Origin of the sequence: Streptomyces sp. NPDC052299 (assembly GCF_040679335.1) — a bacterium.
Classification (GTDB): domain Bacteria; phylum Actinomycetota; class Actinomycetes; order Streptomycetales; family Streptomycetaceae; genus Streptomyces.
Genome location: NZ_JBFAUP010000026.1, coordinates 1 through 24,614, shown reverse-complemented (window position 1 = coordinate 24,614; position 24,614 = coordinate 1). Strand labels below are relative to the sequence as shown.

16 protein-coding genes are annotated in these 24,614 nt (G+C 72.8%); 12 read left to right on the top strand and 4 right to left on the bottom strand.

What is annotated here, in order from left to right:
* Positions 1-29: 29 nt before the first annotated feature.
* From AB0L33_RS31450 to AB0L33_RS31440, 3 genes are read right to left on the bottom strand one after another with little or no spacing between them, the layout of a single operon-like run.
* Entirely contained in the window at positions 30-785 is a 756-nt protein-coding gene (locus tag AB0L33_RS31450; RefSeq protein WP_365686827.1) for a copper homeostasis protein CutC, read from the bottom strand.
* Complete coding sequence (locus AB0L33_RS31445; protein WP_365686825.1) at positions 782-2,305, bottom strand: M81 family metallopeptidase; 1,524 nt, start codon at positions 2,303-2,305, stop codon at positions 782-784. The genes AB0L33_RS31450 and AB0L33_RS31445 overlap by 4 nt, the downstream gene beginning before the upstream one ends.
* A 23-nt stretch (positions 2,306-2,328) precedes the next feature.
* Complete coding sequence (locus AB0L33_RS31440; protein ID WP_365686824.1) at positions 2,329-3,549, bottom strand: ROK family protein; 1,221 nt, start codon at positions 3,547-3,549, stop codon at positions 2,329-2,331.
* A 286-nt stretch (positions 3,550-3,835) separates the two neighbouring features.
* On the opposite strand from AB0L33_RS31440, the gene AB0L33_RS31435 reads away from it, so the two are divergent.
* From AB0L33_RS31435 to AB0L33_RS31415, 5 genes are read left to right on the top strand one after another with little or no spacing between them, the layout of a single operon-like run.
* Complete coding sequence (locus AB0L33_RS31435; RefSeq protein WP_365686822.1) at positions 3,836-5,650, top strand: peptide ABC transporter substrate-binding protein; 1,815 nt, start codon at positions 3,836-3,838, stop codon at positions 5,648-5,650.
* Between the two features lie 50 nt (positions 5,651-5,700).
* Positions 5,701-6,660 carry an ABC transporter permease gene (locus AB0L33_RS31430; RefSeq protein WP_365686821.1) on the top strand — a complete coding sequence of 320 codons (960 nt, stop codon included), beginning with the start codon at positions 5,701-5,703 and terminating at the stop codon, positions 6,658-6,660.
* Positions 6,657-7,553 (top strand): ABC transporter permease, encoded by an 897-nt coding sequence (locus AB0L33_RS31425; protein WP_365686819.1) that lies wholly within the window; start codon positions 6,657-6,659, stop codon positions 7,551-7,553. Before AB0L33_RS31430 ends, AB0L33_RS31425 begins: the two co-directional genes overlap by 4 nt.
* The gene (locus tag AB0L33_RS31420) at positions 7,550-9,262 is read left to right on the top strand and encodes an ABC transporter ATP-binding protein (protein ID WP_365686818.1); all 1,713 of its coding nucleotides are present in this window, start codon (positions 7,550-7,552) and stop codon (positions 9,260-9,262) included. Before AB0L33_RS31425 ends, AB0L33_RS31420 begins: the two co-directional genes overlap by 4 nt.
* Complete coding sequence (locus AB0L33_RS31415; protein WP_365686816.1) at positions 9,259-10,194, top strand: ROK family protein; 936 nt, start codon at positions 9,259-9,261, stop codon at positions 10,192-10,194. The genes AB0L33_RS31420 and AB0L33_RS31415 overlap by 4 nt, the downstream gene beginning before the upstream one ends.
* Before the next feature lie 96 nt (positions 10,195-10,290).
* Here the strand turns inward: AB0L33_RS31415 and AB0L33_RS31410 are convergent, their stop codons facing one another.
* Positions 10,291-11,520 carry a glycoside hydrolase family 64 protein gene (locus tag AB0L33_RS31410; protein ID WP_365686814.1) on the bottom strand — a complete coding sequence of 410 codons (1,230 nt, stop codon included), beginning with the start codon at positions 11,518-11,520 and terminating at the stop codon, positions 10,291-10,293.
* 360 nt (positions 11,521-11,880) lie between these two features.
* On the opposite strand from AB0L33_RS31410, the gene AB0L33_RS31405 reads away from it, so the two are divergent.
* The 7 genes from AB0L33_RS31405 to AB0L33_RS31375 form a co-directional block, all read left to right on the top strand.
* The gene (locus AB0L33_RS31405; RefSeq protein WP_365686812.1) at positions 11,881-15,753 is read left to right on the top strand and encodes an endo-alpha-N-acetylgalactosaminidase family protein; all 3,873 of its coding nucleotides are present in this window, start codon (positions 11,881-11,883) and stop codon (positions 15,751-15,753) included.
* Positions 15,754-15,827: 74 nt separating this feature from the next.
* Entirely contained in the window at positions 15,828-17,183 is a 1,356-nt protein-coding gene (locus tag AB0L33_RS31400; protein WP_365686810.1) for a serine protease, read from the top strand.
* The gene (locus AB0L33_RS31395; protein WP_365686808.1) at positions 17,180-19,450 is read left to right on the top strand and encodes a tetratricopeptide repeat protein; all 2,271 of its coding nucleotides are present in this window, start codon (positions 17,180-17,182) and stop codon (positions 19,448-19,450) included. The genes AB0L33_RS31400 and AB0L33_RS31395 overlap by 4 nt, the downstream gene beginning before the upstream one ends.
* Positions 19,451-19,520: 70 nt before the next feature.
* A complete protein-coding gene (locus AB0L33_RS31390) occupies positions 19,521-20,915 on the top strand; it encodes a hypothetical protein (protein WP_365686807.1) in 1,395 nt (464 codons plus the stop codon).
* Entirely contained in the window at positions 20,912-22,003 is a 1,092-nt protein-coding gene (locus AB0L33_RS31385) for a hypothetical protein (protein ID WP_365686805.1), read from the top strand. Before AB0L33_RS31390 ends, AB0L33_RS31385 begins: the two co-directional genes overlap by 4 nt.
* On the top strand, positions 22,000-23,244 hold the full coding sequence (locus AB0L33_RS31380) for a carbohydrate ABC transporter substrate-binding protein (protein WP_365686803.1): 1,245 nt from the start codon (positions 22,000-22,002) through the stop codon (positions 23,242-23,244). Before AB0L33_RS31385 ends, AB0L33_RS31380 begins: the two co-directional genes overlap by 4 nt.
* A gap of 153 nt (positions 23,245-23,397) precedes the next feature.
* Positions 23,398-24,614 (top strand): acyl-CoA carboxylase subunit beta (locus AB0L33_RS31375; protein ID WP_365686801.1); only part of this gene is annotated, 1,217 nt, incomplete at its 3' end.

Below are 24,614 nucleotides of genomic sequence, written 5' to 3'. Positions count from 1 at the left end.
GGGCGCAGTCGCGTACGGGGGCGTGAGGGTCAGGCCAGGTCGTCCAGCGCCCGGCGGGCCCGTGCGACGACACCGGGGTCGGTGACGAAATGGGTGTCCTGCTCGGCCGACGTGCCGCCCGCGCCCATCGGAACCCACGTGCCGCCGGGGCGGCGCGGCGCGCGGACCTTGGCGGAGAGGTGGACGGAGCCGACGCCCGCGGAGACGAGGGCCGGGATGTCGCCGAGGCGCACACCGCCCCCGGCCATCACGTCGACGCCCGGGGCCGCGGCGGCCATCGCGGCGATCGTCGCCAGCCCCTCGGCCGCGGACGGGGCCCCGCCCGAGGTGAGGACCCGGGTGAGTCCGAGCGAGGGCAGCAGGGCGGCGGTCGCCACCGGGTCGGCGGACTGGTCGACGGCGCGGTGCAGGGTCACCTCCACCGGACGCCCCGCGGACCGGGCCGCCTCGGCCAGCCGGGCGACCGCCGGGACGTCGAGGGTGCCGTCGGCGTTGAGCGCGCCGATGACCACTCCGGCGGCGCCGGAAGCGATCACCGACCGCACCTCGGCGGCCATGAGGTCCAGCTCCTCGGCGTCGTGGACGAAGTCGCCGGGCCGGCACCTGACGAGGACCTGCACGGGCAGCCCCTCCGCGGCGACCGCCTCGACCAGCGCGGCGGACGGGGTCACGCCGCCCAGTTCGAGCGCGGTGCACAGTTCGACCCGGTCGGCGCCGTTCTCCCGGGCGGCGCGGGCGCCCGCCGGTGAGGTGACGGCGATCTCCAGCGCGGGGCGGGCGGTCACTCGTCCTCCCCGGTCAGCGGCTGGTCGGAGGCGGGAATGATCCGGGCCGAGAGGTCCGGGTCGGCCATGTCGCGGTCGAAGGGGAACATCGGGCGGCGGATGCGGTGGTGGCCCAGGCGCACCAGGTCCTGGTCCACGCCGCCGGGAGTGAGCGCCATCTTCCAGCCCACCGACATGTCGAAGAGCTCGGGCTCCAGGTAGCCGATCTTCACGATCACGATGTCGGCGCCCCGCGGGTCGAGGCCCAGATCGGTGAAGTCGTGCTCGTGGTGGTACGGCTTGCGGAGCTCGGTGAGGATCGCGTACACACTGCCGACCCGGATCACGACCTCGGTCCGCGCGTCCCGGTCCCCGTGCCGAACGGAGTGCACCGTGCCGGTCAGGGTGACCGGGCCCGCGTGCCGGTCGTCCACCTCCGCGCCCGCGGTGACCGTGACGGTGGCGCCGACCCCGGCGGCGACGGCCGTCGCGACGGCGTCCGGTCCGGGCACCGAGGCGTAGATGACCGTCGGGCCGTCGTCCTCCCGGAACTCGGGGCGGGCCAGCAGCCGGGTCAGCCCCCAGGTCACGTCACCGGCGCCGCCCGCGGTCGGGTTGTCCCCGGTGTCGCTGATGAAGTACGGGCGCTGGTCGGACTTCAGGGCCTCGTCCAGGATGCCGTCGAAGGTGCCCGTCGGGGCGACGAACTCGAAGTCGTGGCGCGCCTTCCAGAAGCCCTGGGCCAGCCGCTCCGCACCCGCCGCCACGGCCTCCCGGCCGGGTCCGGTGACCACCACGGCGGCGCGGTTGCGCGGCTCGTCGGCCCACGCGTAGCCGACCCAGATGGCGGCGTCGGTCACGCCGTCCATGGCCTCGACGTCGTCCACCGCCGCGTACACGCTCTTCGCCGGTTCGATCCGGGTGGAGGTCTGCTCGCCGGCCAGCAGCACCGGCACGGGCACCCATGCCTTGACGGGACGGGGCGCGCCGGACGCCAGCAGTTCGACCAGGTTGCGGGCGGCCCGCTCCTTGGTCTCCATGTGGTCCTCGTGCGGGGCCATCCGGTAGCACGTGATCAGGTCACTGCCGTGGACCAGCTCGCGCGAGACGTTGCCGTGCAGGTCCATCGAGGTCGAGATGATCACGTCCGGGCCGACGGTGGCGCGGATGCGGTCCAGCAGGACGGCCTCCGCGTCGTCGACGCCCTCGACGGTCATCGCGCCGTGGATGTCGTACCAGAGGCCGTCCGGGCGGGGCAGCGCGGCGAGCCGTTCGATCAGCTCGTCGGTCAGCTCCTGCCAGGCGGCGGCGGTGACGGTGCCGCCCGGCAGCGACTTGCCGACCAGGGCGCCGTGCCAGTCGGCCGCCTCGCGCAGCTCCTCACCGGGGGCCAGGAACGGGTAGCGGTCCAGCACCTCGGTGCCGCGCGAGGGGTGGAAGGCGGCGGCCCGGGTGCGGGCCGGGGAGAAGGTGGAGGACTCGATGCCGAGCCCTGCGATGGCGATGACCGGGCGGGATGCTGCGGTGCGGGATTGCGACATGGCTCCTCGTAAGGGGTGGGGCGTCAGAGGGGGCGGGGGGCGAGCGGGTCGAACCGGCCCGTTCCGCCCACCTCGTGCAGGGCGTTGGCCAGGGCGTGCTGCAGGGCGAACTGTCCGGCGCCGACCAGCCCGGCGTCGGCGCCGAGCCGCGTCCGCTCGATGGTGAGGTGCTCGGTGACGAGCGGGTGGCAGCTCTCGTAGAGCCGGCTGCGCACGGCGGCGACGAACTGTTCCAGGGTCGAGAGGATGCCGCCGAGATAGACGGCGCCCGGGTTGAAGAAATTGACGTTGGCGGCCAGCACCTGCCCCAGGTAGTCGCCCGCCCTGCGGACCGTGCGGGTGGCCAGCGGATCACCGTCCAGGGCCAGCCGGGCCACGTCCTCGGGACTGTTCACGTCCGCGCCGCGCTCGCGCAGGATGCGGACCAGCGCGGCACCGGACGCCACGGTCTCCAGGCAGCCGGTGTTGCCGCAGGAGCACGGGATGCCGGCCCCGGCGTCGATCCGGATGTGCGTGATGTCCCCCGCGGCGCCGGTGGCGCCCCGGTAGAGGCGGCCCTCGGCGATCACGCCGGCCCCGATCGCGGAGCCGATCTTCACCATGATCGTCTGCGAGGGCCCGTCGTGCCGGACGGTGTGCTCGCCGACCGCCATGCAGTTGGCGTCGTTGTCCACGACCGCCGGGACGCCGAAGCGCTCGCCCAGCCAGGCGGCGACCGGGAAACGGTGCCAGCCGGGCATCCGGGACGGCCGGACGACCGACCCCGAGGCGATGTCCACCGGTCCGGGCAGCGAGAGGCCGACACCGCGCAGGCGACCGGCGTTCCGCTGTCCGGCCAGGGCTTCCAGGGCCTCGGCCAGCCGGGGCAGGGCGGCCTCGGGTCCGTCGGCGATCAGGAACGGGACGGTCGAGACGTCGGCCAGGCCGCCGCCCGGGAGCACCACGCCGATCCTGGCGTGCCGGCCACCGAGGTCGGCGGCGAGGGCGAAGTCGTCCCGGCTGCCGATCCGCAGCACCTTGCGGGGGCGTCCGCCGGTGGAGGACTGGGTGCCCTCCTCGGCGACCAGGCCGCGTTCGACCAGATGCCCCACCGCCAGCGAGATGGTGGAGGCGGCGGCCCCCAGGCGCTCGGCCAGCTCGGCCCGGGAGTTCGCCTGGCCCGATGCGATGAGTTCCAGGACGCGCACGGCGAGGGACGGGGTCCCCTTCGTGGCCTTGCGGTCCCACGCACTTATTCCAGTCATGTACAAAGTTACTTCCGCAACGGGTGTGTGGCGGCGACGATACGCCCGCGCTTCGCACAGGGGAACAGTGGCGCGAAGGAAGTCCCTCGAGCCTTGAAGCCCTACTTAATTGGTCAAAACACCCCAAACGGGCGGAAGAAATGGGGCAAGACGACTTTCGTCGAAAGTGCAGTAACTTACTTGTTATTCATTCTTGTTTGTTTCTTCGATGGCGGCGGCGTTAGCTGTCGTGAACGCAGCGCCGACCCCCCGAGCGGCTGCGGGCCCTTTCGAACCGAGGAGTGTCATGATCCTTACCCGCACGGTGCGCAACCGTCGCTGGGCCCTCGCCGCAGGTGCTGCCACCACGGCCGCCGTTCTTCTGTCGGGCTGCTCCGGAGGGGGCGCGAGCGCCTCCGGCTCCGGCTCGTCGGACAGCATCAACTACGCGCTGCCCGCGAACTTCACGCCGAACTGGATCCTCCCGGTCGGCACCGCCGCCCACCTGAACACCAACAACTCCTCCATATCCCAGTCCCTCTGGGAGCCGCTGATCGCGTACGACGGCTCCACCGGCAAGGTCGGCTGGAACAAGGACAACTCCCTGGCCACCGCCGCCGACTTCGCCGAGGACGGCAAGAGCGCAACGATCACCCTCGGCAACCGGCACTGGAGCGACGGCAAGCAGATCACCTCGCGCGACGTGCAGTTCTGGTACAACCTGGTCAAGGCCAACAAGGAGGACTGGGCCAGCTACAGCCCGGGCAAGGCGCCGGACAACTGGACCGCGCTGAAGATCGTCGACGACACGCACTTCACGCTCACGTTCGACAAGGCGTACAACACCCAGTGGATGCTCGCCAACGAGCTGAGCATGATCCGCCCGATGCCGCAGCACGTCTGGGACAAGACCAGCGACGACGGCAAGGTGTCGGACCTCGACCTCACCCCCGCGGGCGCCAAGAAGGTCTGGACGTACCTCAACACGGCCGCCAAGAAGATCGCCGGTTACGCCACCGACCCGCTCTGGAAGACGGTCAGCGGCCCGTACACCATCAAGTCCTTCTCGACCGCGGGCAAGGTGCAGCTGCTCGCCAACGCCAAGTACGACGGCGGCGGCAAGGCCAACATCAAGACGGTGAACCTGCTCCCTTTCACCACCGCGGACGCCGAGGAGAACGCGCTCCGGGCCGGCACGGTCGACTACGGCTACATCAACGCCACGAACCTCAGCCAGGAAGCGTCCTTCAAGGCCAAGGGCTACACCCTCAAGCCGTGGGCGGGCTGGGCGATCACGTACATGCCCTACAACTTCAACAACCCCACCATGGGGCCCGTCTTCAAGCAGCTCTACGCCCGCCAGGCGATCCAGATGTCGGTGGACCAGAAGACGCTGTCCGAGGTCATCTTCAACGGCACCGCCGTCCCCACCTACGGGCCCGTCCCGCAGGGCCAGACCTCCTCCTTCATCTCCGCCGAGCAGAAGAAGAACCCGTACCCCTTCTCCACCGCCAAGGCGAAGAAGCTCCTCACCGACCACGGCTGGACCGAGCGCGGCGGCGTCATGGTCTGCACGGAGCCGGGCAGCGGCGCCGACCAGTGCGGTGCCGGGGTGGACAAGGGCACCAAGTTCCAGATGCAGGTGCTGTCGCAGTCCGGCTCGACCGTGACCGACAACATGATGAGCGCGCTCCAGTCGTCCTTCGCCAAGTCCGGCATCGGCTTCAGCATCAAGACCGCCCCGGTCAACTCGGTGCTCTCGCAGGCCGGTGAGTGCACCGCCGACCAGCCCGGCTGCAAGTGGCAGCTGTCCTTCTTCGGCAGCGCCGGCAGCTGGTACTTCCCCGCCTACCCGAGCGGTGACTCGCTCTTCGCCACCGGCGGCGGCTCCAACTTCGGCAGCTACTCGAACCCGGACGTCGACAAGGTGATCAGCGAGACCACCACCGACTCCTCCGACGCCGCCATGCAGAAGTACAGCGCCGCGCTGACCAAGGACCTCCCGGTCGTCTGGCTCCCGGAGCCCGACTACCAGGTGTCCGTCGTCAAGAAGGGCCTCGGCGGCTTCGCCCAGGACTCGCTCGCCAACTTCCACCCCGCCATGTGGAAGTGGACCAAGTGACCCCGGTCGCCCACCACGCGCATCACTGAGCCGAAGCGACCGGAAATCACATGAGCACCTCCTCGTACCTCATCAGGCGGATACTCCAGGCCGTCGTGGTGATCGTCATCGTGACGATCGTGGTCTTCGGTCTGCTGCACGCCCTGCCCGGGGGTCCCGCTCGCGGGATCCTCGGCCCGCAGGCCACCGCGCAGCAGATCGCGTCCTTCAACCACGAACAGGGCCTCGACAAGCCGCTGCCCGTGCAGTACTTCTACTACCTCAACCAGCTGTTGCACGGTGACCTCGGGACCTCGTACACGCTCAACGAGCCGGTGTCCCAGCTCATCACCGAACGGCTGCCGAAGACCCTGCTGCTCACCGTCCTGTCGGCGGTCGTCGGCCTGCTGCTGGCGATCCCGATGGGCATGTGGCAGGCCGTGCGGCGCAACAAGCCCGCCGACTACGTCATCACCACGCTGAGCTTCATCGCCTACTCCACGCCCGTGTACTTCCTCGGACTGGTCCTGGTGCTGCTGTTCAGCCAGACGCTGCCGTGGTTCCCCTCGCAGGCACCGCAGGGCGACACGCTCGCCCAGGTGATCTCCGAACCGCAGGCGCTGGTGCTGCCGGTGGTCGCGGGCGCGGCCTCCATGATCGCGGTCTTCAGCCGCTACATGCGGGCGGCCACCCTGGAGAACCTGTCCGAGGACTACGTCAGGACCGCGCGGGCCGGCGGCTCCCGCTCGCGCGCCATCCTGTGGCGCCATGTGTTCCGCAACTCGCTGACGCCCGTGGTCGCCATGCTCGGGTACTACGTGCCGGTGCTCTTCGGCGGTGCGCTGGTGGTCGAGCAGCTCTTCAACTACCCGGGCATGGGGCTCCTCTTCTGGACCGCCGCGCAGTCCTCGGACTACCCCGTGCTCCTCGGCTGCGTGCTCGTCATCGCGGTCGCCACGGTGACCGGCACCCTCCTCGCCGACATCGTCCAGCGCATCATCGACCCCCGAGTGAAGGCAGGCCGGGCATGAGTGCCGTCATCCAGCCGGGCCAGGTGCCCGGCACGGCCGCCGCCGTCACGGCGTCCGGGTCCCGCCTCGCCGTCCGGCGCTTCTGCCGCAACCGGCTCGCCGTGGTCGGCCTCGGCGTCGTCGTCGTCTTCGTCCTGTTCTGCTTCGCCGGTCCGCTGGTGTACTCCACCGACCAGACCCACACGATGCTCCAGCAGGTCAACCTCGCCCCCAGTGGCTCCCACTGGCTGGGCACCGACGCGGTCGGCCACGACGTCCTGGGCCGGCTCATGTACGGCGGCAAGGTGTCGCTGATCGTCGGTCTCGCCGCGGGCGTCCTGGCCACCGTCATCGGCACCCTCTGGGGAGCCGTCGCCGGCTACGCGGGCGGCTGGGTGGACGCGGTCATGATGCGGATCGTGGACGCCGGGATCGCCATCCCGGCGCTCTTCATCCTGCTGGTGGTCTCCGCCATCACCACCCCGGACCTGACCGGCCTGATCGTCATCCTGGGCTTCGTGTCCTGGCTGGTGCCGTCCCGCCTGATCAGGGCCGAGACCCTGAGCCTGAAGAACCGCGACTACGTCCTGACGCTCCGCGCGATCGGCGGCACGCACGGCCGGGCGATCATCCGGCACATCCTGCCGAACTCGGTCTCGACCATCATCGTCGCGGCCACCTTCCAGATCGCCGACGCCATCCTGCTCGTCGCCTACGTCTCCTACCTGGGCCTGGGCGTCCAGCCGCCGTCCACCGACTGGGGCGGCATGCTCTCGGCCGGCCTCACCGCGGCCTACTCCGGCTACTGGTGGCTCATCATTCCGCCCGGCCTGGCCATCATCCTGGTGGTGTGGGCGTTCAACGCGATCGGGGACGGGCTCCGCGACGCATTCGACGTGAGGGGACGCGGATGACCGCCACCCAGGGCCCCGCCGCAGCACAGGCCGGGCCGATCCTCGAACTGGACGGCCTCGGCGTCGTCTTCACCACCGAGACCGGGGAGGTGCCGGCCGTCCGGGGCGTGTCCCTGACCGTCGCCCCCGGCGAGACGCTCGCCCTCGTCGGCGAGTCCGGCTCGGGCAAGTCGACCATCGCGCTGGCCGCGATGGGCCTGCTGTCCGGCAACGCCCGCGCCACCGGCAGCGCGCTCATCGCGGGCACCCAGGTCGTCGGCGCCCGCGAGGGCGAACTCGCCGCCCTGCGCGGCCGGACCGCCTCCATGGTCTTCCAGGAGCCGGCCACCGCACTCGACCCGCTCACCCGGGTCGGCGCGCAGATCGCCGAGGTGATCCGCAACCACCGCGAGGTCTCCGCCAAGGAGGCCGCGGAGGAGGCCGTCGCACTCCTGCGCAAGGTCGGCATCCCCGAGCCGGAGAAGCGGGCCACCGCCTACCCCTTCCAGCTCTCCGGCGGGCAGCGCCAGCGCGTCGTCATCGCGATGGCCATCGCCAACAACCCCGCCCTGCTGATCGCCGACGAACCCACCACCGCGCTGGACGTCACGGTGCAGGCCGAGATCCTCGACCTGCTGCGCCGCCTCGCCGCCGAGACGGGCACCGGCGTCCTGCTGGTCACCCACAACATGGGTGTCGTCGCCGACTTCGCCGACCGGGTCGCCGTGATGTACCACGGGGAGATCGTGGAGACCGGTCCCGTCGAAGACGTGCTCCTGCGCCCGTCCCACGACTACACCCGCCGCCTGCTGGCCGCCGTCCCCCGGCTGTCGGTGGCCGAGGGCGACGAGGCCGCCCCGGCCCAGGCCGTCGACAAGGCCCCGGACACCGAGCCGGTCGCCGAGCTCCGCGACGTCTCCGTCGTCTTCGGCCGCGGCAAGAACGCGGTGCGGGCCCTCGACGGCGTCTCCCTCGCCGTGCACCCCGGCCAGACGCTGGGCCTGGTCGGCGAGTCCGGCTCCGGCAAGTCCACCGCCTCCCGGGTCGCCCTGGGCCTGATCGCCCCGACCTCCGGCACGGTCTCGCTGTTCGGCCACGACCTGGCGCGCACCCGGTCCCGGGCCCGCCGGGCCCTGCGCGCCGGCATCGGTGTGGTCCTCCAGGACCCGGTCGCGTCGCTGGACGCCCGGATGACGGTCGGGGAGTGCGTCGCCGAACCGCTCAGGGTCCACCGAGGGAAGCTCTCCGCCAAGGACCGCAGGAGCAAGGTCGCCGCCGTCCTGGACCGCGTCCGGCTGCCGCGCGAGGTCGCCGACCGCGCGCCCCGGGAGCTGTCCGGCGGCCAGCGACAGCGCGTGAGCCTGGCCCGCGCTCTGGTGCTGGAGCCCCGGCTGCTGGTCGCGGACGAACCGACCAGCGCCCTGGACGTGAGCGTCCAGCAGGCGGTGCTCGAAGTGATCTCGGAGCTCCAGGACGAGCTGGGCTTCGCCTGTCTCTTCGTCTCCCACGACCTGGCCGTCGTCCAGCACTTCGCCCAGCGCGTCGTGGTGCTGCGGGGCGGCCGCATCCAGGAGCAGGGCCCCACCGGGGAAACCCTCCTGCACCCGGAGACCGACTACACCCGCGGCCTGCTGGCCGCCGTACCGGTGCCGGACCCGGTGATCCAGCGCGGTCGCCGGGCCGAGCGCCTGGCCGCCCTCACGGCAGGCCGGACGGAGGCCAAGGCATGAACGCCCACGACCGCAGGCTCTTCGCCGGAGTGGACATCGGCGGCACCACCACGCAGGTGGTGCTGTGCGACGACGACCTGACCGTACTGGACCGCGCCGAGACGGCGACCCCGGCGGCCCACGGAGGCGCGGCCATGACCGGCGCCGCCCTGGACGCGCTGGCCCCGCTGCTCCGGCGCACCCCCGGCCGGCTCACCGGCTGCGGGGTCGGCGCCGCCGGAGTCGTGGACTCCGACACCGGCCACATCCTCGTGGCCAGCGACTCCTTCACCGGCTGGGCCGGATTCGGGGTGACCGACGCCCTCCAGGACGCGCTGGACGTGCCCGCCTTCCTGGACAACGACGTCAACGCCTTCCTGTACGGAGAGACGTCGGGCGGTGCCGTCCGGGGCGAACCGAACGTCCTCGGCATCACCCTCGGCACCGGCGTCGGCGGGGCGCTGTGGAGCGACGGCGCGCTGTTCACCGGTCCGCACGGCGCGGCCGGGGAGATCGGGCACATCCCCGGCTTCGGCGATCTGCTCTGCTCGTGCGGCGGGCGCGGCCATCTGGAGACCCTGGCCTCCGGCCGGTCCATCGGCGCCCGCTACGCGGAGCGCACCGGCCGCGGGCTGACCGCCCGCGAGGTCGCCGAGGCGGCGCGCGCCGGTGACGCGGACGCCCTCGCGGTGTACGAGGCAGCCGGTGCCGGAATCGCGCGGGCGATCGTGATGACCGCCGGGGTCGTCGACATCACGACGGTGGTCGTGGGCGGCGGGGTCAGCCGCGCCTGGCCGCTGCTGAGCCCCCTCGTCCTCGCGTCGCTGACGGCCGAACCGCCGGTGAGCGGCCAGCCGGTCCGGCTGGTGCGGTCCGGCCTGGGCTCCGACGCCGTACCGGTCGGCGCCGCGGCGCGCGCCCGCCGGGAGCTCGCGGTCGGCGCCGCCGCCTGAAACACGGCACCGGTGCCCGCGCGGCGTCCCGCGCACGCATGAGGAAGGACCCCCGTCCCGCCCGGACGGGGGTCCTCCCGGTCTGTGGGGGTGAGGTCAGGAACCGACGCTCACCGTGAACCGCCTCGGATTGCCGTCGTTCGCGGCGCCCGAGACGTCCGGCTGGCCGTCCGGACGCACGTCGTCGTACGGGAAGGCGTAACCGATCGGGCTGTTGGCGTGGACGATCCGGGACCAGTGGTTGGTCGCCGCGCCCTGGTAGTAGTCGGCCACCGAGGTGCCGTTGGGCTGGTCCGGGTGACTGAGCATGATCGAGCGGTTGAAGCCGGCCGCCAGCCGGGCCAGCAGGGCCTTCTTGTCGTCGTTGTCCGCCGGGTTGTTGGTGAACGGCCCGTGGTTGCAGGTGAAGATGTCCTTCGAGACCGGCTTGGTGAAGGTGTGCCCGCCCTCGAACACCAGCGTGTCGCCGCTGACCCGGCCCGTGCGCACGCCGCGCCCGCCCTGGAGGTCGATGCGCAGGTCCGTCGAGCGGTACTTCTCCCAGACCTGGTCGATCTGCGCCGTGAACAGGTCGCGGAACGGCATCTGGTCGGGCCGGTCGAAGTAGGGCGCCATCAGGTTCTGCGGGGAGATGACCCGCAGCACGCTGCCGTCCGCGCCGCGGGTCACCAACTTGTCCCAGGGCTGGCCGTCGGCGGCCGCCTGGGCGATGAGGCCGTCGGCGATCCGCTGCACGGCGCCGTCGGGGAGCGGGGCGACGGTGTGCGTGGAATCGCCCTCCAGGGTCAGGCCGATCGGGAGCGCGGTCACCAGGTCGACGTAGCTGATGTTGGCGTACAGCTGCTGCGGATTGAACGTGAACTCGCAGAACGACCAGGTCCGTCCGTAGTTCGGGTCGGTGGAGGTGGCGAACGCGGGCTCGACCAGGGCCGGGCCCGGGTTGAGGTAGAAGGTCAGGGTGTCGTCCCGGACGAAGTAGACCCGGGCGCCGTACATCTGAGGCAGCGTCAGTACGACGGGCGCGCCGCCCGCGCCGTTCAGCGGGATCGCGCAGTCGACCGGCAGCGGGGTCTGCGGCGCCGAGGGGGAGTCGGGGTGGTAGACGCTGCCGTCGGCGCGCAGCAGGACCCAGCGGTCGGTGCCCTGCTCGTGGCCCGTGACGTAGGCGTTGACGCGGCCGGGCAACGACTTGTTGACCAGGGCCAGTTCGCAGGTGGCGGCGGAGGCCGACGCGCTCGGGCTCAGGGCGCTGCCCCAGAGGGGGTAGGTCAGTGCGGTGGCCGTGGCGGCGGCTCCGCCCGTCAGGAACTTGCGGCGCGAAATCATGAGGCGACTCCGGGGGTGCGTGGGGGCGCGGACGGGTGGACCGTGCGGGGAAGGTGGTGCGGGGGGCGTCCGCGATGCGCACCACTTTCTCGGCGCGCGGCACAGGCGTCAATACTTGTGACTGAGAGCGCTCTCAAAAAGAAGAACTCTTCACAACTCGACGCTGATGAGCGGCACTTGCCTGGAGGCCGCTCGATGCCCGCACACCACGTGATCAGGAACTGAACGCGGTGCCCCGGACGCCCCGGACCCGCCCCAGGTGGACCTACTTGGACTTACGGAAGGCGGTTGTTGGACTGGCGAAGCCCTCGGAGCCGTACGTCGTTGACGGTGCGCCGAGCCGACGACTACGCAGTGCACATGTCACCAAGCCGTATGCCGGTGGGCGTCGCAGCCGCCGCCTCAGCAGCCGTCCTGGCCCTGGTGGGGACCGCCCTCCCCGCCGTGGCCGCCGCCCCCTCGCCCGCTGCCGCCGGTGCCGCCGTGCCCGCGGACAGCCCCGTCATCTCCTCCGCGCAGCTCGCGGTCGCCGTCGCCGCGGACTTCCCGCGCGTCCTCACGTACACCGACCGCGGATCCGGCAAGCAGCTCACCGGCTCCACCCGCCCGGTCACCGCCGTCACCCTGAACGGCACCGCGCACCCGGTGCAGCTCAAGGGCGCCCCGGAGGTCACCGGCTCGGCCGCCCGCTACACGCTGGCCTTCGCCGACCTGCCCGGGGTGGAGATCGACGCCACGCTCTCCGTGTCCGGCCGTGCCACCACCTTCAAGGTCACCGCCGTCCGCGACACCGCCGCCTTCCGGGTGTCCACGATCGACATACCCGGCCACGACCTGGTCTCCGTGGCGAGCACCGACACCGGCGCGGCCACCGCCTTCACCAAGCTGGACACCGACTCCACCAGGACCGCCGACGTCTTCGCGAAGGTCACCGGCGACACCCCGGCCGAGTCCGCGCCCTCCGGCGCCACCTACGCCATCGTCAACACCGGCTCGCTCGCGGCAGCCGTCGAGTCCAACTCCTCGTACGACAAGCCCTCCGGCGCCACCGGCGGCGACGACGCCCGGTTCTGGCACCAGGCCCGCAAGGAGGACGACGGCTCGACGCGCGTCGCCGTCTGGTCCGGTCAGTGGACCTACCGGGGCGCGGGCGCGCCGGAGCCGGAGAGCGGGGACGCCCTGCCCTGGGCCAAGGTCGTCGTCACGCCCGACGCCAACGGCGACCGCACGGTCGACTGGCAGGACGGGGCGGTCGCCTTCCGCTCGATCGGCGTGGTCGCGCCGGGCAGCGAGGACACCGCGGACCGGGTCATCACCCACATCCCGTTCAACTTCGCCAGCCAGGCCACGCACCCCTTCCTGCGCACCCTGGACGACGTCAAGCGGATCTCCCTGGCGACGGACGGCCTCGGTCAGCTCGCCCTGCTCAAGGGATACGCCTCCGAGGGCCACGACTCCGCCCACCCCGACTACGGCGGCGACTACAACAAGCGCGCGGGCGGGCTGAAGGACCTCAACGCCCTGCTGAAGGACGGCAAGAAGTGGGGCGCCACCTTCGGCGTCCACGTCAACGCCACGGAGGCGTACCCGGAGGCCAAGGCGTTCGACGAGCAACTGGTCGACAAGACCAAGCCGGGCTGGAACTGGCTGGGCCAGAGCTACTACATCGACCAGCGCCGCGACATCAACAGCGGCGACCTGGCGAAGCGCTTCCAGCAACTGCGCGACGAGACCGGCGCCAACCTCTCGATGCTGTACATCGACGTGTACTACACACACGGCTGGATCGCCGACAAGACCGTCCAGGCCCTCCAGAAGCAGGGCTGGAACGTCTCCAGCGAGTGGGCCGACAAGTTTGAGCGGGCCTCGCTCTGGTCGCACTGGGCCAACGACCTGGACTACGGCGGCGCCACCAACAAGGGCATCAACTCGAAGATCATCCGGTTCATCCGCAACGGCGAGAAGGACGTCTGGAACAACGACCCGGTCCTCGGCCAGAGCGCCATCGCCGAATTCGAGGGCTGGACCGGCGAGACCGACTGGAACGCCTTCTACGACAACGTCTGGCAGCGCGACCTGCCCGCCAAGTACCTCCAGCAGCAGAAGATCACCCGCTGGGACGGCAACGACATCACCTTCACCGGCGGGATCTCCGGCACCGTCGAGGACGGTAAGCGGACCTACTACGACCACGGCCGCAAGGTCCTCAGCGGCACCGACTACCTGCTTCCGTGGGACGGCGGCAAGAAGCTCTACCACTACAGCCGGGAGGGCGGTACGAGCAGCTGGGCGGTGCCCTCCCCGGGCACGTACACCGTCTACCGGCTCACCGACAACGGCCGCGTGAAGACCGGCACCGTGCGGCCCGTCGACGGGAGGATCACGCTGAAGGCCGAGGCCGGACAGCCGTACGTCCTCTACCCGCGACAGGCCCCGGAGGCCGCCGACCCGAAGTGGGGCGAGGACACCCTCGTCGCCGACCCCGGCTTCAACGACGACCGGCTCGGCGCCTGGACGAAGACCGGAACCGCCGTCCGCGACACCGACGCGCAGGGCCGCAACAGCGCGAAGCTCTCCGGCTCCGGCACCGCCGCGCTCTCCCAGCGCATCGGCGGCCTGAAGCCCGGCGCCCGCTACACCGCGTCAGCGCTCATCGAGGTCGAGCCCGGAAAGACCCGGCACACCACGCTCTCGGCGGGCGGCGAGTCCGTCGCCGTGGACCGCTCCACCGCCAGGGACTACGTCGCCGCGTCCGACTGGCACGGCACCTACTTCCAGCGCGCCAAGGTCGACTTCACGGCCCCCGCGAACGGCCGCACCACCCTGCGCATCGAAGCCGCGGACGGCAGCACGGCCACCGTCCGCGCCGACGACGTCCGCCTCGTCGCGGGCGCCCCCGCCACGAAGAAGGGCACCGTCGTCCACGAGGACTTCGAGGACGTCGACCAGGGCTGGGGCCCCTTCCTCAAGGGCGACGCGGGCGGCTCCACCGACCCCCGCACCGTCATCTCGCAGCTCCACGCCCCGTACACCCAGGCGGGCTGGAACGGGAAGCTCATCGACGACGTGATCGGCGGCAAGGAGTCCCTGAAGGCCCATGAGGAGAACACCGGCCTCGTCTACCGCACGGCCCCCTGGACCGTCCCGATGACCGCGGGCCACCGCTACCGGGTCGAGTACGACTACCAGTCCAGCCACGCCGGGGCCTACGAGTGGGTCGACGGCTACGACCGGATCACCGCCGAGGGCAAGCCCGCCTCCGTCGAGACCCGGACCACCGCCATCGGCGCCCAGCACGACACCGGCCACTTCACGGAGACCGTCACGGCGGGCTGCGGCGACACCTGGACCGGGCTGCGCAAGCGCGGCGACGCACCGGAGGGCGCCGACTTCGTGCTCGACGCCTTCACCGTGACCGACCTCGGCGAGGCGCCCGCCGGTGAGCGGGCCGCCTGCGGCACGCTGACCGTCGCGGCCGGTGGAGAGACGCTGGAGCCGGGCACCGCCAACCCCGTCGAGGTGAGCTTCACCAACTACGAGTCCACCGCCGCGACCGGCGTCGAGGTGGACCTCGCCCTCCCCGAGGGCTGGCGGGCCGAGCCCGCCGGAGCCGTCACCTTCGACACCGTGGCACCCGGCGCGAAGGTCACCGCGCGCTGGCAGGTCACCCCGCCGGTGGACGCCGAGTACCGCACGTACGCCCTGACCGCGCAGGCCACGTACACGACCGGCGACGGACAGCGGAAGCTCGGCGCCCAGACCTCCGTGCGCACCCTGCCCCCGCCGCCCACCCGGGACAGCTGGGCCAGTGACCTCGACTGGACGGCCACCACCAACGGCTGGGGCCCGGTCGAGCGCGACCTGTCCAACGGCGAGACCGGCGCCGGGGACGGCACCCCGCTCACCATCGGCGGCACGGTCTACGAGAAGGGGCTCGGCAGCCACGCCCCGGCGACCATCCGCTACTACCTGGGCGGACAGTGCACCTCCTTCACCGCCGAGGTCGGCGTGGACGACGTCCAGAAGACCGCGGGCAGCGTCCAGTTCTCGGTGAGGGCCGACGGCACCGAGAAGGTGAAGTCCCCGGTGCTCCGGGCCTCCGACGCCGCCTGGTCGCTCACGGCGGACGTCACCGGCGCCAAGTACGTCGAGCTCGTCGTCGGTGACGGCGGCGACGGCAACGGTAACGACCACGCGGACTGGGGCAGCGCCCGCTTCCACTGCGGAGGCTGAACGGCCCGGGCCCCGCTTCCCTTTGTGTCCGCACTCTGGGAAGCGGGGCCCGTCCGCGCGTACGCTCGTGAACCATGGGGGAGTTGAGAGCGGACTGGCGACTGCGGCTGCGCCGGGAGGGCCCGCGGGGCGACGTGTGCGGGGCCGGGGTGCTGATCACCCAGGACCGGATGCTGACCTGCGCCCACGTCGTCGGGGAGCCCGGAGCCCGGATGTGGGTCGAGTTCGCCGAGAACCCGGCCATCCCGCCCGTCGCCGCCCGGGTCGCCCCCGACGGCTGGCTGCCCGACCGCGAGGACGTCGCCGTCCTCGCCCTGGACGGCCCGCGCCCCCAGGCGGAACCGGCACCCCTGTCCCGGCGCCTGGAGCGCGGTGCCGAGGTGTGGCTCGGCGGCTACGCGGCGCCCTTCGACGCCGACGGCATGTGGCTCGCGGGACGGATCAGCGGCCTCCACGGCGACTGGGTCCAGCTCGACGCCCGCACCAACGCGGAGGTGGTGCGCCCCGGATTCAGCGGCGCCGCCGTCCACACCGGCCGCGAGGGCGAGCGCCCCGAAAGCGTCGTCGGCCTCGTCGTCAGCTGGCGCGGCGACCTGGAGATGGAGCTGCCCACCGAGAACGACCTCGCCTTCTCGTACATGATCCCCGTCGACCGCATCGCACAACTCGTGCCCCTGGTGGCCGAGCTGAGCGGCCCGGACGGCTGGGACCACGCTCTCGCCGCGCGGCTGCGGCGCTGGTTCGCGGGGGCCGACCAGCCCGCCGTGCGCTTCAGCGTCATCCCGGAGGGCGGCGGCCGCGACCGCACCCTGCGCCACCAGCTGCACCGCGCCCACCTCGTCCACCAGGGCGGACGCGGCCGCCCCGACGAGCTCGTGGACACCCTGGTCGCCCAGCTGCGCCCCCCGCTCCACCAGCGCAACCGCTACCGCGACTGGCTCCTCGAAGGCGGCGACGAACCCGAACGCTCGCTCGCCGGACGCCCCGCGGCGGGCCCGGTCCTCGTGGTGGTCGGCCTCGACGAGGACCCGGACCCGGCGGGGCTCGTGCGCGTCCTCGCCCGGGTGCGCGCCCTCGGCTTCCGGCTGCTCGTCGTCGTACGCGGCACGGAGGGCCCGGCACCCGGCGCCGTCGAACGCGACCTGCTCGTACCGGCGCTGGACGAACGCGCCGAGGAACTGGTGCGCGGGGCCGAGCGGATGGAACGCGTCTGGGCCCGCCTGGACGGCCTGACCGACTCCGCGTCCGCACCCCCGCGCCCGGCCACGGACCCGGCGGCACGCCGAAGGCGCCTGGGGGAGCTGAGGGCGCAGCCCGATCCGCACGCCCGGCTCGTCGGGCTCAAGCAGCTCTTACGCGACTTACGCGCCGACCTCGCGTGCGCCGCCGGTCCGCCCGGACAGCGCACCGGACCCGTGGGCCGCCCATGAGGATTCCCTGCCCGCACCGCCGCTTCACCGGCGGCCCCTGCACCGGCGCCGTCCTGCCCACCGGCTACTGCGACACCTGCGGCCGCGACGAGACCGCCCCGGGCCTGCCGCCGCTGCCCGGCGCGCCCGAGGACCACGGGCCCGCCGGGCTCCTCGAACTCCCGCTGCTCGACCCGGGCAGCCCGGCGGAACGACTGGCCGCCGCCGAGCACCCCGTGCGCATCGTGATGACCTGCTCCGTCAAGTCCTGCGACACCGCGTTCGTCCCGCCGCACACCGCCGCGCCGCCCCCGGACGAGGGGTACTGCCCGGTGTGCGGGGCGCCCTACTCGTACCGCCCCGAGCTCACCAAGGACGGTCCGCCGCTCCAGGACCAGTACGTCATCCGGGGCCCCATCGCGCACGGCGGACAGGGCTGGGTCTATCTGGCCGAGGACACCCACCTGGAGGACTTCGTCGCCGTCAAGGGCCTCCTCAACCGCTACGCCGAGCGCGGCGCCGCCCAGGCCGGCGAGGAGCGCCGCAGCCTGGTCGCCATCCGGCACGAACGGATCGTCCAGATCCGCGACTTCGTCTCCACGGCCAACGCCGACGGCACGGTCTCCGGCGGCTACATCGTCATGGAGGACGTCGGCGACCGCACCCTGTCCGCACTGGTCGAGTCCGTCCGGCAGGGCGCCTTCGTCCTCGACATCGAACACGTCGTCACCTACGGCTGCCAGATCCTGGAGGCCCTGTCCCATCTGCACGGGATGGGCTTCCTCTACGGCGACATGAAGCCGTCGAACGTGATCCACCACCTCGACGGCATCAAGGTCATCGACCTCGGCGGCGTCCGCAAGGCGGGCAGCGTCGACCCGCCGCCCGTGATCACCCCGTACTTCGCGGCCCCGGAGACGGACGGCACCAAGCCGCTCACCGTGGCCCACGACGTGCACACGGTCGGCGTCACGCTCGGCGAACTGGCCCGCTGGGCGGTCGGCGACGACGTCCCCGGCCTCGGCATCAGCTCCTTCCGGCTCGTCCTGGCACGGGCCACCGCCGAGGACCCCGAGGAACGCTTCGGCACCGCCGAGGACATGGCCGGGCAGCTGCGCGGGGTGCTGCGCGAGATCCGGGCCCTGCGCGGCAAGCGCGACCAGCCGGAACCCTCCGCCTACTTCACGCCCTCCACCGAACTGCTCGGCGCCCGCCTGGGCTCGGTCCCGGACTACGCGCACTGGCTGCGCCGCCCGCTGCACAGCCGCCGCGAAACGCCCCCGGCGCCCACCCTGGACCCGGGCACGCCGACCCCGACCGAGATCGCCCGCCGCCTCCCGGTGCCCCGGCCCTACCCCGGCGACCCGCAGGCCGCCCGCTTCGGCGTCAGCAGCTACGACCCGGGCCAGCCGCTCGCCCAGCCCGCCGAGGGGGAGCGGTCCGTCGAGATCTGCCTGCACAACGCCCGGCTGCTGCTCGGCCAGGAGGGCCCCGAGGCACTGGCGGCGGCCCACGAGCAGGTCGAGGCGGCGGCTGCGATCCCCGGGCCCGGTCCGGTGCGGCAGTGGCGCCTGAGCTGGCACCGCGGCCTGGTCGCCCTGCGCGGCGCGGACGTACGGAAGGAGGAGCGCCGGGCGCTGCTGGAGGCCGCCCACGGCCACTTCTCGGCCGTGCACCGCGCGCTGCCCGGCGAATACGCGGCGAAGCTGGCCCTCGCGTACTGCGCGGAGCAGGTGGGGCCCGGGGCGGGCCCGTCCGCCTACGAGCTGTTCCGCGCGGTCCACGCCCGCAACCCCTCGCACGTCGGCGCCGCCCTCGGCCTCGCCCGGCTCGCCCTGGCCCGGGGCGACCGGAACGCCGCAGTCCGGGTCCTGGACCTGGTCCCCGACGAGTCCCGCGACCACACCGTGGCCCGCGTCGCCGCCCTGCGCATCCGGGCCGCCCGGCTGGCCGCGGGCGAGCACCCGCTGCCCGGTCTCGCGGAGATCGGAGCGGCGCTGGCCGCGCTGGCCGCCCCGGTCGTCGCGGGCGACGAGGCGGCGTGGCTGCTGCGCACCGAACTGTACGAGTGGAAGCTCGACGCGGTCCGCGCCACGGCCGGCCCCCCGCCCCCGCGACGGACATGGCCGCGCAGGAGCCTCCCGCCCCCACCGGTCCCCGGCGAACGGGAGGTCCGCGCGGAACTGGAGCAGTGCTACCGCTGGCTGGCCCGCCAACGCCAGAAACCGGCGGAGTACGAACGGCTGATCGACCTGTCCCACGCCGTGCGCCCGCAGACGCGGTTCTGAGGGGGCGCGCGGTGCGCCCCGGCCGCCACTACCCGCCCGCCCCTCCCGCCGTACCCCTGGAGATCCGTTCATGGCCGCTCCCGACCCGACGCCGACCGGGCTCCGGTTCGTCGTGTCCGTCGACGTCCGGCGCGATCAGCAGCCGCACCACGACACCCGGATCGACGCCCATGTGCGCGTCAAGGCCACCGGCACCGGCCCCCAGGACCAGCGGCCCGCCACCGAGCTCGCCGTCGTCCTCGCGCTGGACGTCGGCCCAGCCCGGCGGCAGGACGCCGCCGCCGCGCTCGCCGCGACCCTGCGGGCGCTGCCCGACGGGGTGTCCTTCGCGGTGCTCGGCGGCGCCGGCGACCACGGGCCCGGGCAGTGCTACCCGCTGCGCGGACCCTGGGCGCTCGCGGACACCGACGAGAAGCGGCGCGCGGCGTTCAGCGCGGGGCGCGTCGCACCGACCCCCGACGACCGGCCCCCGCCGGGATACGGGACCTGGCTCACCGCCGCCCGCACGCTCTTCGCTGGGCGGCCCCTGCCCGTACGGCACCTGATCCTCGTCACCGACGGCGGCGGGCACGACCCGGCGGGCGAGGCGGCCCTCGGGGCCGGGATCGCCGCGTGCGAGGGCGAGTTCAGCGCGGACGTGCTCGCGCTCGGCGCGGACTGGGACCCGGCACCGCTGCTCGCCCTCACCGAGGGCCTGCACGGCACGGCCGACACCGCGCCCGACCGGTTCGCCCCGGCCGTCACCAGGGCGCTGCGGCGGCTGCGCCAGGTCCTGAGCCCCGAACTGCCCGTCACCGTCACCGGCCGCCCCGCGGTGACCGGGATCGCGCTCAGCGAGCGGCAGCCCCGCCAGCACGCCCTCGTCCCGCTGACCACGCCGGAGCACCCGCACCGGTACGACTTCGCCACCCACCAGTGGGAGCCCGGCGCCCGGGACTACCTGCTCACCGTGCGGGCGGACGCGAGCGCCGACCCGCTCGGCGTGCTGCTCCAGCTCGCCACGGTGTCCGTCGGCGAGGCCGCCGCCCCGCTCGTGGTCCGCTGGCTGCCGCCCGGCGTCGCCGTGGGCGCGGACGGCGGGGGCGGCACGCTCGACGCGATGAACGCCGCGACCCGGATGCGGACCGCGCTCGAACGGGGCTACGCGGCGCTGGACCCGATGAGCCGCGAGGAGGCCGAGCGGCAGTTCGGCCTCGCGGTCCGGCTGGCCCACGAGATCGGCGCCGACTGGGTCCTCACCAAGGTCCGCACCGTGGCCGACATCGTGGACGGGCCCCGGGGCCTGGTCCGCGTCGGCCCCACCGTCGACCGGGGGACCGTGCGCGAGGGACGGCTGCACGTCGCCTCCGGCCCCCTGCTGGACCTGCCCGCGCACGCCGGGGGTCCGCCCGGCAAGTGCCCCGGCTGCCGCCACCCCGCCGGGCCGGGCGCCCGGTACTGCATCGCCTGCGGGAGGCGCCTGTGATCCCCCGGCCCACCCACTGGACGCGCGCCTTCCGGGCCCGCCGGACGACCGGCTCCCGCACCAGACGGCTGCTCGAACTGCACCTGGCCGTCATCGTGCTGGCCGCGCTCGTCTCGATGACCGCGCTGCTCGTCTCGTACCGCGAGGTCCAGAACGCGGCGGGCGAGATGCGCAGCCACGCCGCCCCCGCCGTCCAGGGCGTCTCCGCCACCCAGCTCGCCCTGCTCCGCGCCCACCAGGAGGCCCGGCTCTCCGTGTGCTTCGGGATCGACGAGGTCGTCGGAGCCGGAGCCCGCTACGAGGCCCAGCTCTCCGCGGCCGGGCAGGGCCTGTCCCGGCTCTCCGACGTCCAGATCGACGGCGAGCGCGGCCGGGGCGTCCTGGCGACCGTCACCGGGGTGCTCACCTCGTACAGCGGCTCCGTCACGCCCGGGACGGTGAAGTACGTGCACGACGACCTGATGCAGCGGCAGAAGATGAGCGACGCGGACCGCCAGCTGAACCGGCCGGGCACCGGGGTCGTGCCCCGCCTCGACGTCCTCCAGGACCACCAGATGCGCCGGATGGGCCGGATCAGCACCCTCGGCCCGCTCCAGGTGACCGGCTGGGCCGTCGCCGAACTGGGCCTGCTCGTCCTCGTCCTGACCACGCTCAGCGCGCTGTGGCTGCTGCGCCGCCGCTGCGGGCGCAGCCTGGACCCGTGGCTGCTGCCGACGCTGCTGGTGGCCGTCGCCCTCGCCGTCGTACCGCTGTGGGCGACCGCCGCCACCCAGGAACGGCTCGACGCGGCCCGCCACCGGCTCGTCCGGATCGAGGCCACCGCGAGCGACCCCCGCGTGCGGTCCGGGGACACCGCGAGCGACCCCTGCGTGCCGTCCGGGGGCGGCGCGAGCGATCCGGACCGCCTCGCCGACGCCCAGCAGTACGTCACCCGCGCCTCCACCGAACTGCGAGACGGGCTGGCCGCCCGGAGCTGGCAGAGCTGGACCTACTACGGGGCGCTCGGCGCGGGCGCGCTGGTCCTCCTGCTCCCGGCCGCCGGAATCGCCCGCCGCCTCAACGCCGACTACTACTGGAGGGCCGGATGATCCGGAGGACGGCCCCCCGGGCGCTGCTGCTCGTCCTCGCCCTGCTCCTGACCGCCTCCTGCGGCCTCGCGGCCCCCGGAGGCAGCGACGCCGAACCGAGGGTGACCATCCTCGGCCCCTGGACCGACGAGCAGGAACGGCAGTTCAAGGACGTCCTGGACGGCTTCGGCATCCCGTACACCTACCAGGGCACCGCGGCCACCCGCGAGGTGCTGCTCGCCGAGGTCCAGGCGGGCAACCCGCCGGACATCGCGATCCTGCCCGGTGTCGGTGAACTGGTCGAGTACGCCGCCGACAACCGGCTCAAGCCGCTCACGGACCTCTACGAGCCCGAGGAGTACGGCAACCCGTGGCTGCCGGAGGCGGAAGGCATAAAGAAGGACCTGTGGGTACCGCTCAAGGCCGACCTCAAGTCCATCGTCTGGTACCGCAGGGGCGAGACCCCGCCGCCCGCCCCGGCCCCGCTGGACGCCTGGTGCGCGGCCATGGGCGACGACGGCTCCTCCGGCTGGCCCGGCAGCGACTGGATCGAGGACCTGCTCCTCCAGCAGGCGGGCCCGGTGCTGTACGCGCGGTGGGCCACCGGGGAGCTGCCCTGGACCGCCCCGCACGTCGTCACCGCCTGGACCACCTGGGCGGGCCTGCTCGCCCAGGGCTCGCCCGAAGAGCGCCAGGCGATCCTCACGAAGGACCACCGCGGCCCGGCCGGGGGAGACGGGCTGCTCTTCGAGGGCGGCTGCTCCCTGGAACACCAGGGCTCCTTCGCCCGCACGTTCTACGGGGCCCGCAGGGCCGGGGCCGCCTTCACGGACTCGGCCCCGCTGCTGCCCGGCGGCACGTACACCGTGAAGGCCCACGAGGTGTCGGCGGACTTCGCCGCGCTGTTCGGGGACGGCGAACGGGCCCGGACGGTGATCCGGCGCCTCACCTCCGAGAAGGCCCAGGAGGAGTGGGGCCGCGAGGGCGGGGTGTTCTCGGCCAATTCCGCGGTCCCGGCCCGCAAGGGCGCGGTCGAGCGGGAGATCGGCCGCCGCCTCACGGACCAGCGGGTGCCGTTGTGCCTGGACGCGTCGGACGTCATGCCCGCGGCGGTGCGGGACGCCTTCTACGAGGCGGTGCTGCTGACCGTGGCGCACCCGGACGAGCCGGTGCTCCCGCGCCTGGAGGACATTCAGAAGGTGCAGGACGCCCAGCTCGACCGCGTCCCCCGGCTCACCGGCGTGTGCGGCAGGCCACAGTGATCCTTTGTAGGACCTCCATAAGGAGAACCCGGTACCGGCTGGTACTTCGCCTGCATGGGCCCGGGCTACTGTCAGGCTCCACCAGTAAACCGGGCAGGAGACTGTACGGAGTCGACGGCACGATTTCTTTGGCGGGGTTCGTAGGGTCGTTACATGACCGTTGTGGACGAAACCCAGGGCGAGCCGAGCGACACCCGCGGCCGTGTGGCCGAACTGCTGGCACTGCGCGAGCGGGCCCGCCGCGGACCCAGTGACCGGGCGACCGAGGCACAGCACGCCAAGGGCAAGCTGACCGCCCACGAGCGCATCGAGCTCCTTCTCGACCCGGGTTCCTTCCACGAGGTCGAGCAGCTGCGGCGGCACCGGGCGACGGGTTTCGGCCTGGAGGCGAAGAAGCCCTACACCGACGGTGTGATCACGGGCTGGGGCACGGTCGAGGGCCGGACGGTCTTCGTGTACGCGCATGACTTCCGGATCTTCGGCGGGGCGCTGGGCGAGGCCCACGCGACGAAGATCCACAAGATCATGGACATGGCCATCTCGGCGGGTGCGCCGCTGGTGTCGTTGAACGACGGCGCGGGTGCCCGTATCCAGGAGGGCGTCTCGGCGCTCGCCGGATACGGGGGCATCTTCCAGCGCAACACCAAGGCGTCCGGTGTGATCCCGCAGATCAGCGTGATGCTCGGTCCCTGTGCGGGCGGTGCGGCCTACAGCCCCGCGCTGACGGACTTCGTGTTCATGGTGCGTGAGACCTCACAGATGTTCATCACCGGTCCGGACGTCGTGAAGGCGGTCACCGGCGAGGAGATCACGCAGAACGGGCTGGGCGGCGCGGACGTCCACGCCGAGACCTCGGGCGTCGCGCACTTCGCGTACGACGACGAGGAGACCTGCATCGCCGAGGTCCGCTACCTCATCGGGATGCTGCCCTCCAACAACCGGGAGAACCCGCCCACCGCGGCGAGCGACGACCCGGCCGACCGGCGCGGCGATGCCCTCCTGGACCTGGTCCCGGCCGACGGCAACCGCCCGTACGACATGCACAAGGTCATCGAGGAGCTCGTCGACGACGGCGACTACCTGGAGGTCCACGAGCGCTGGGCCCGCAACATCATCTGCGCCCTGGCCCGGATGGACGGCCAGGTCGTCGGCATCGTCGCCAACCAGCCCCAGGCCCTGGCCGGCGTGCTGGACATCGAGGCGTCCGAGAAGGCCGCGCGATTCGTCCAGATGTGTGACGCCTTCAACATCCCCATCATCACTCTTCTGGACGTACCCGGCTTCCTGCCCGGCGTCGATCAGGAGCACGGTGGGATCATCCGGCACGGCGCGAAGCTGCTCTACGCGTACTGCAACGCGACGGTGCCGCG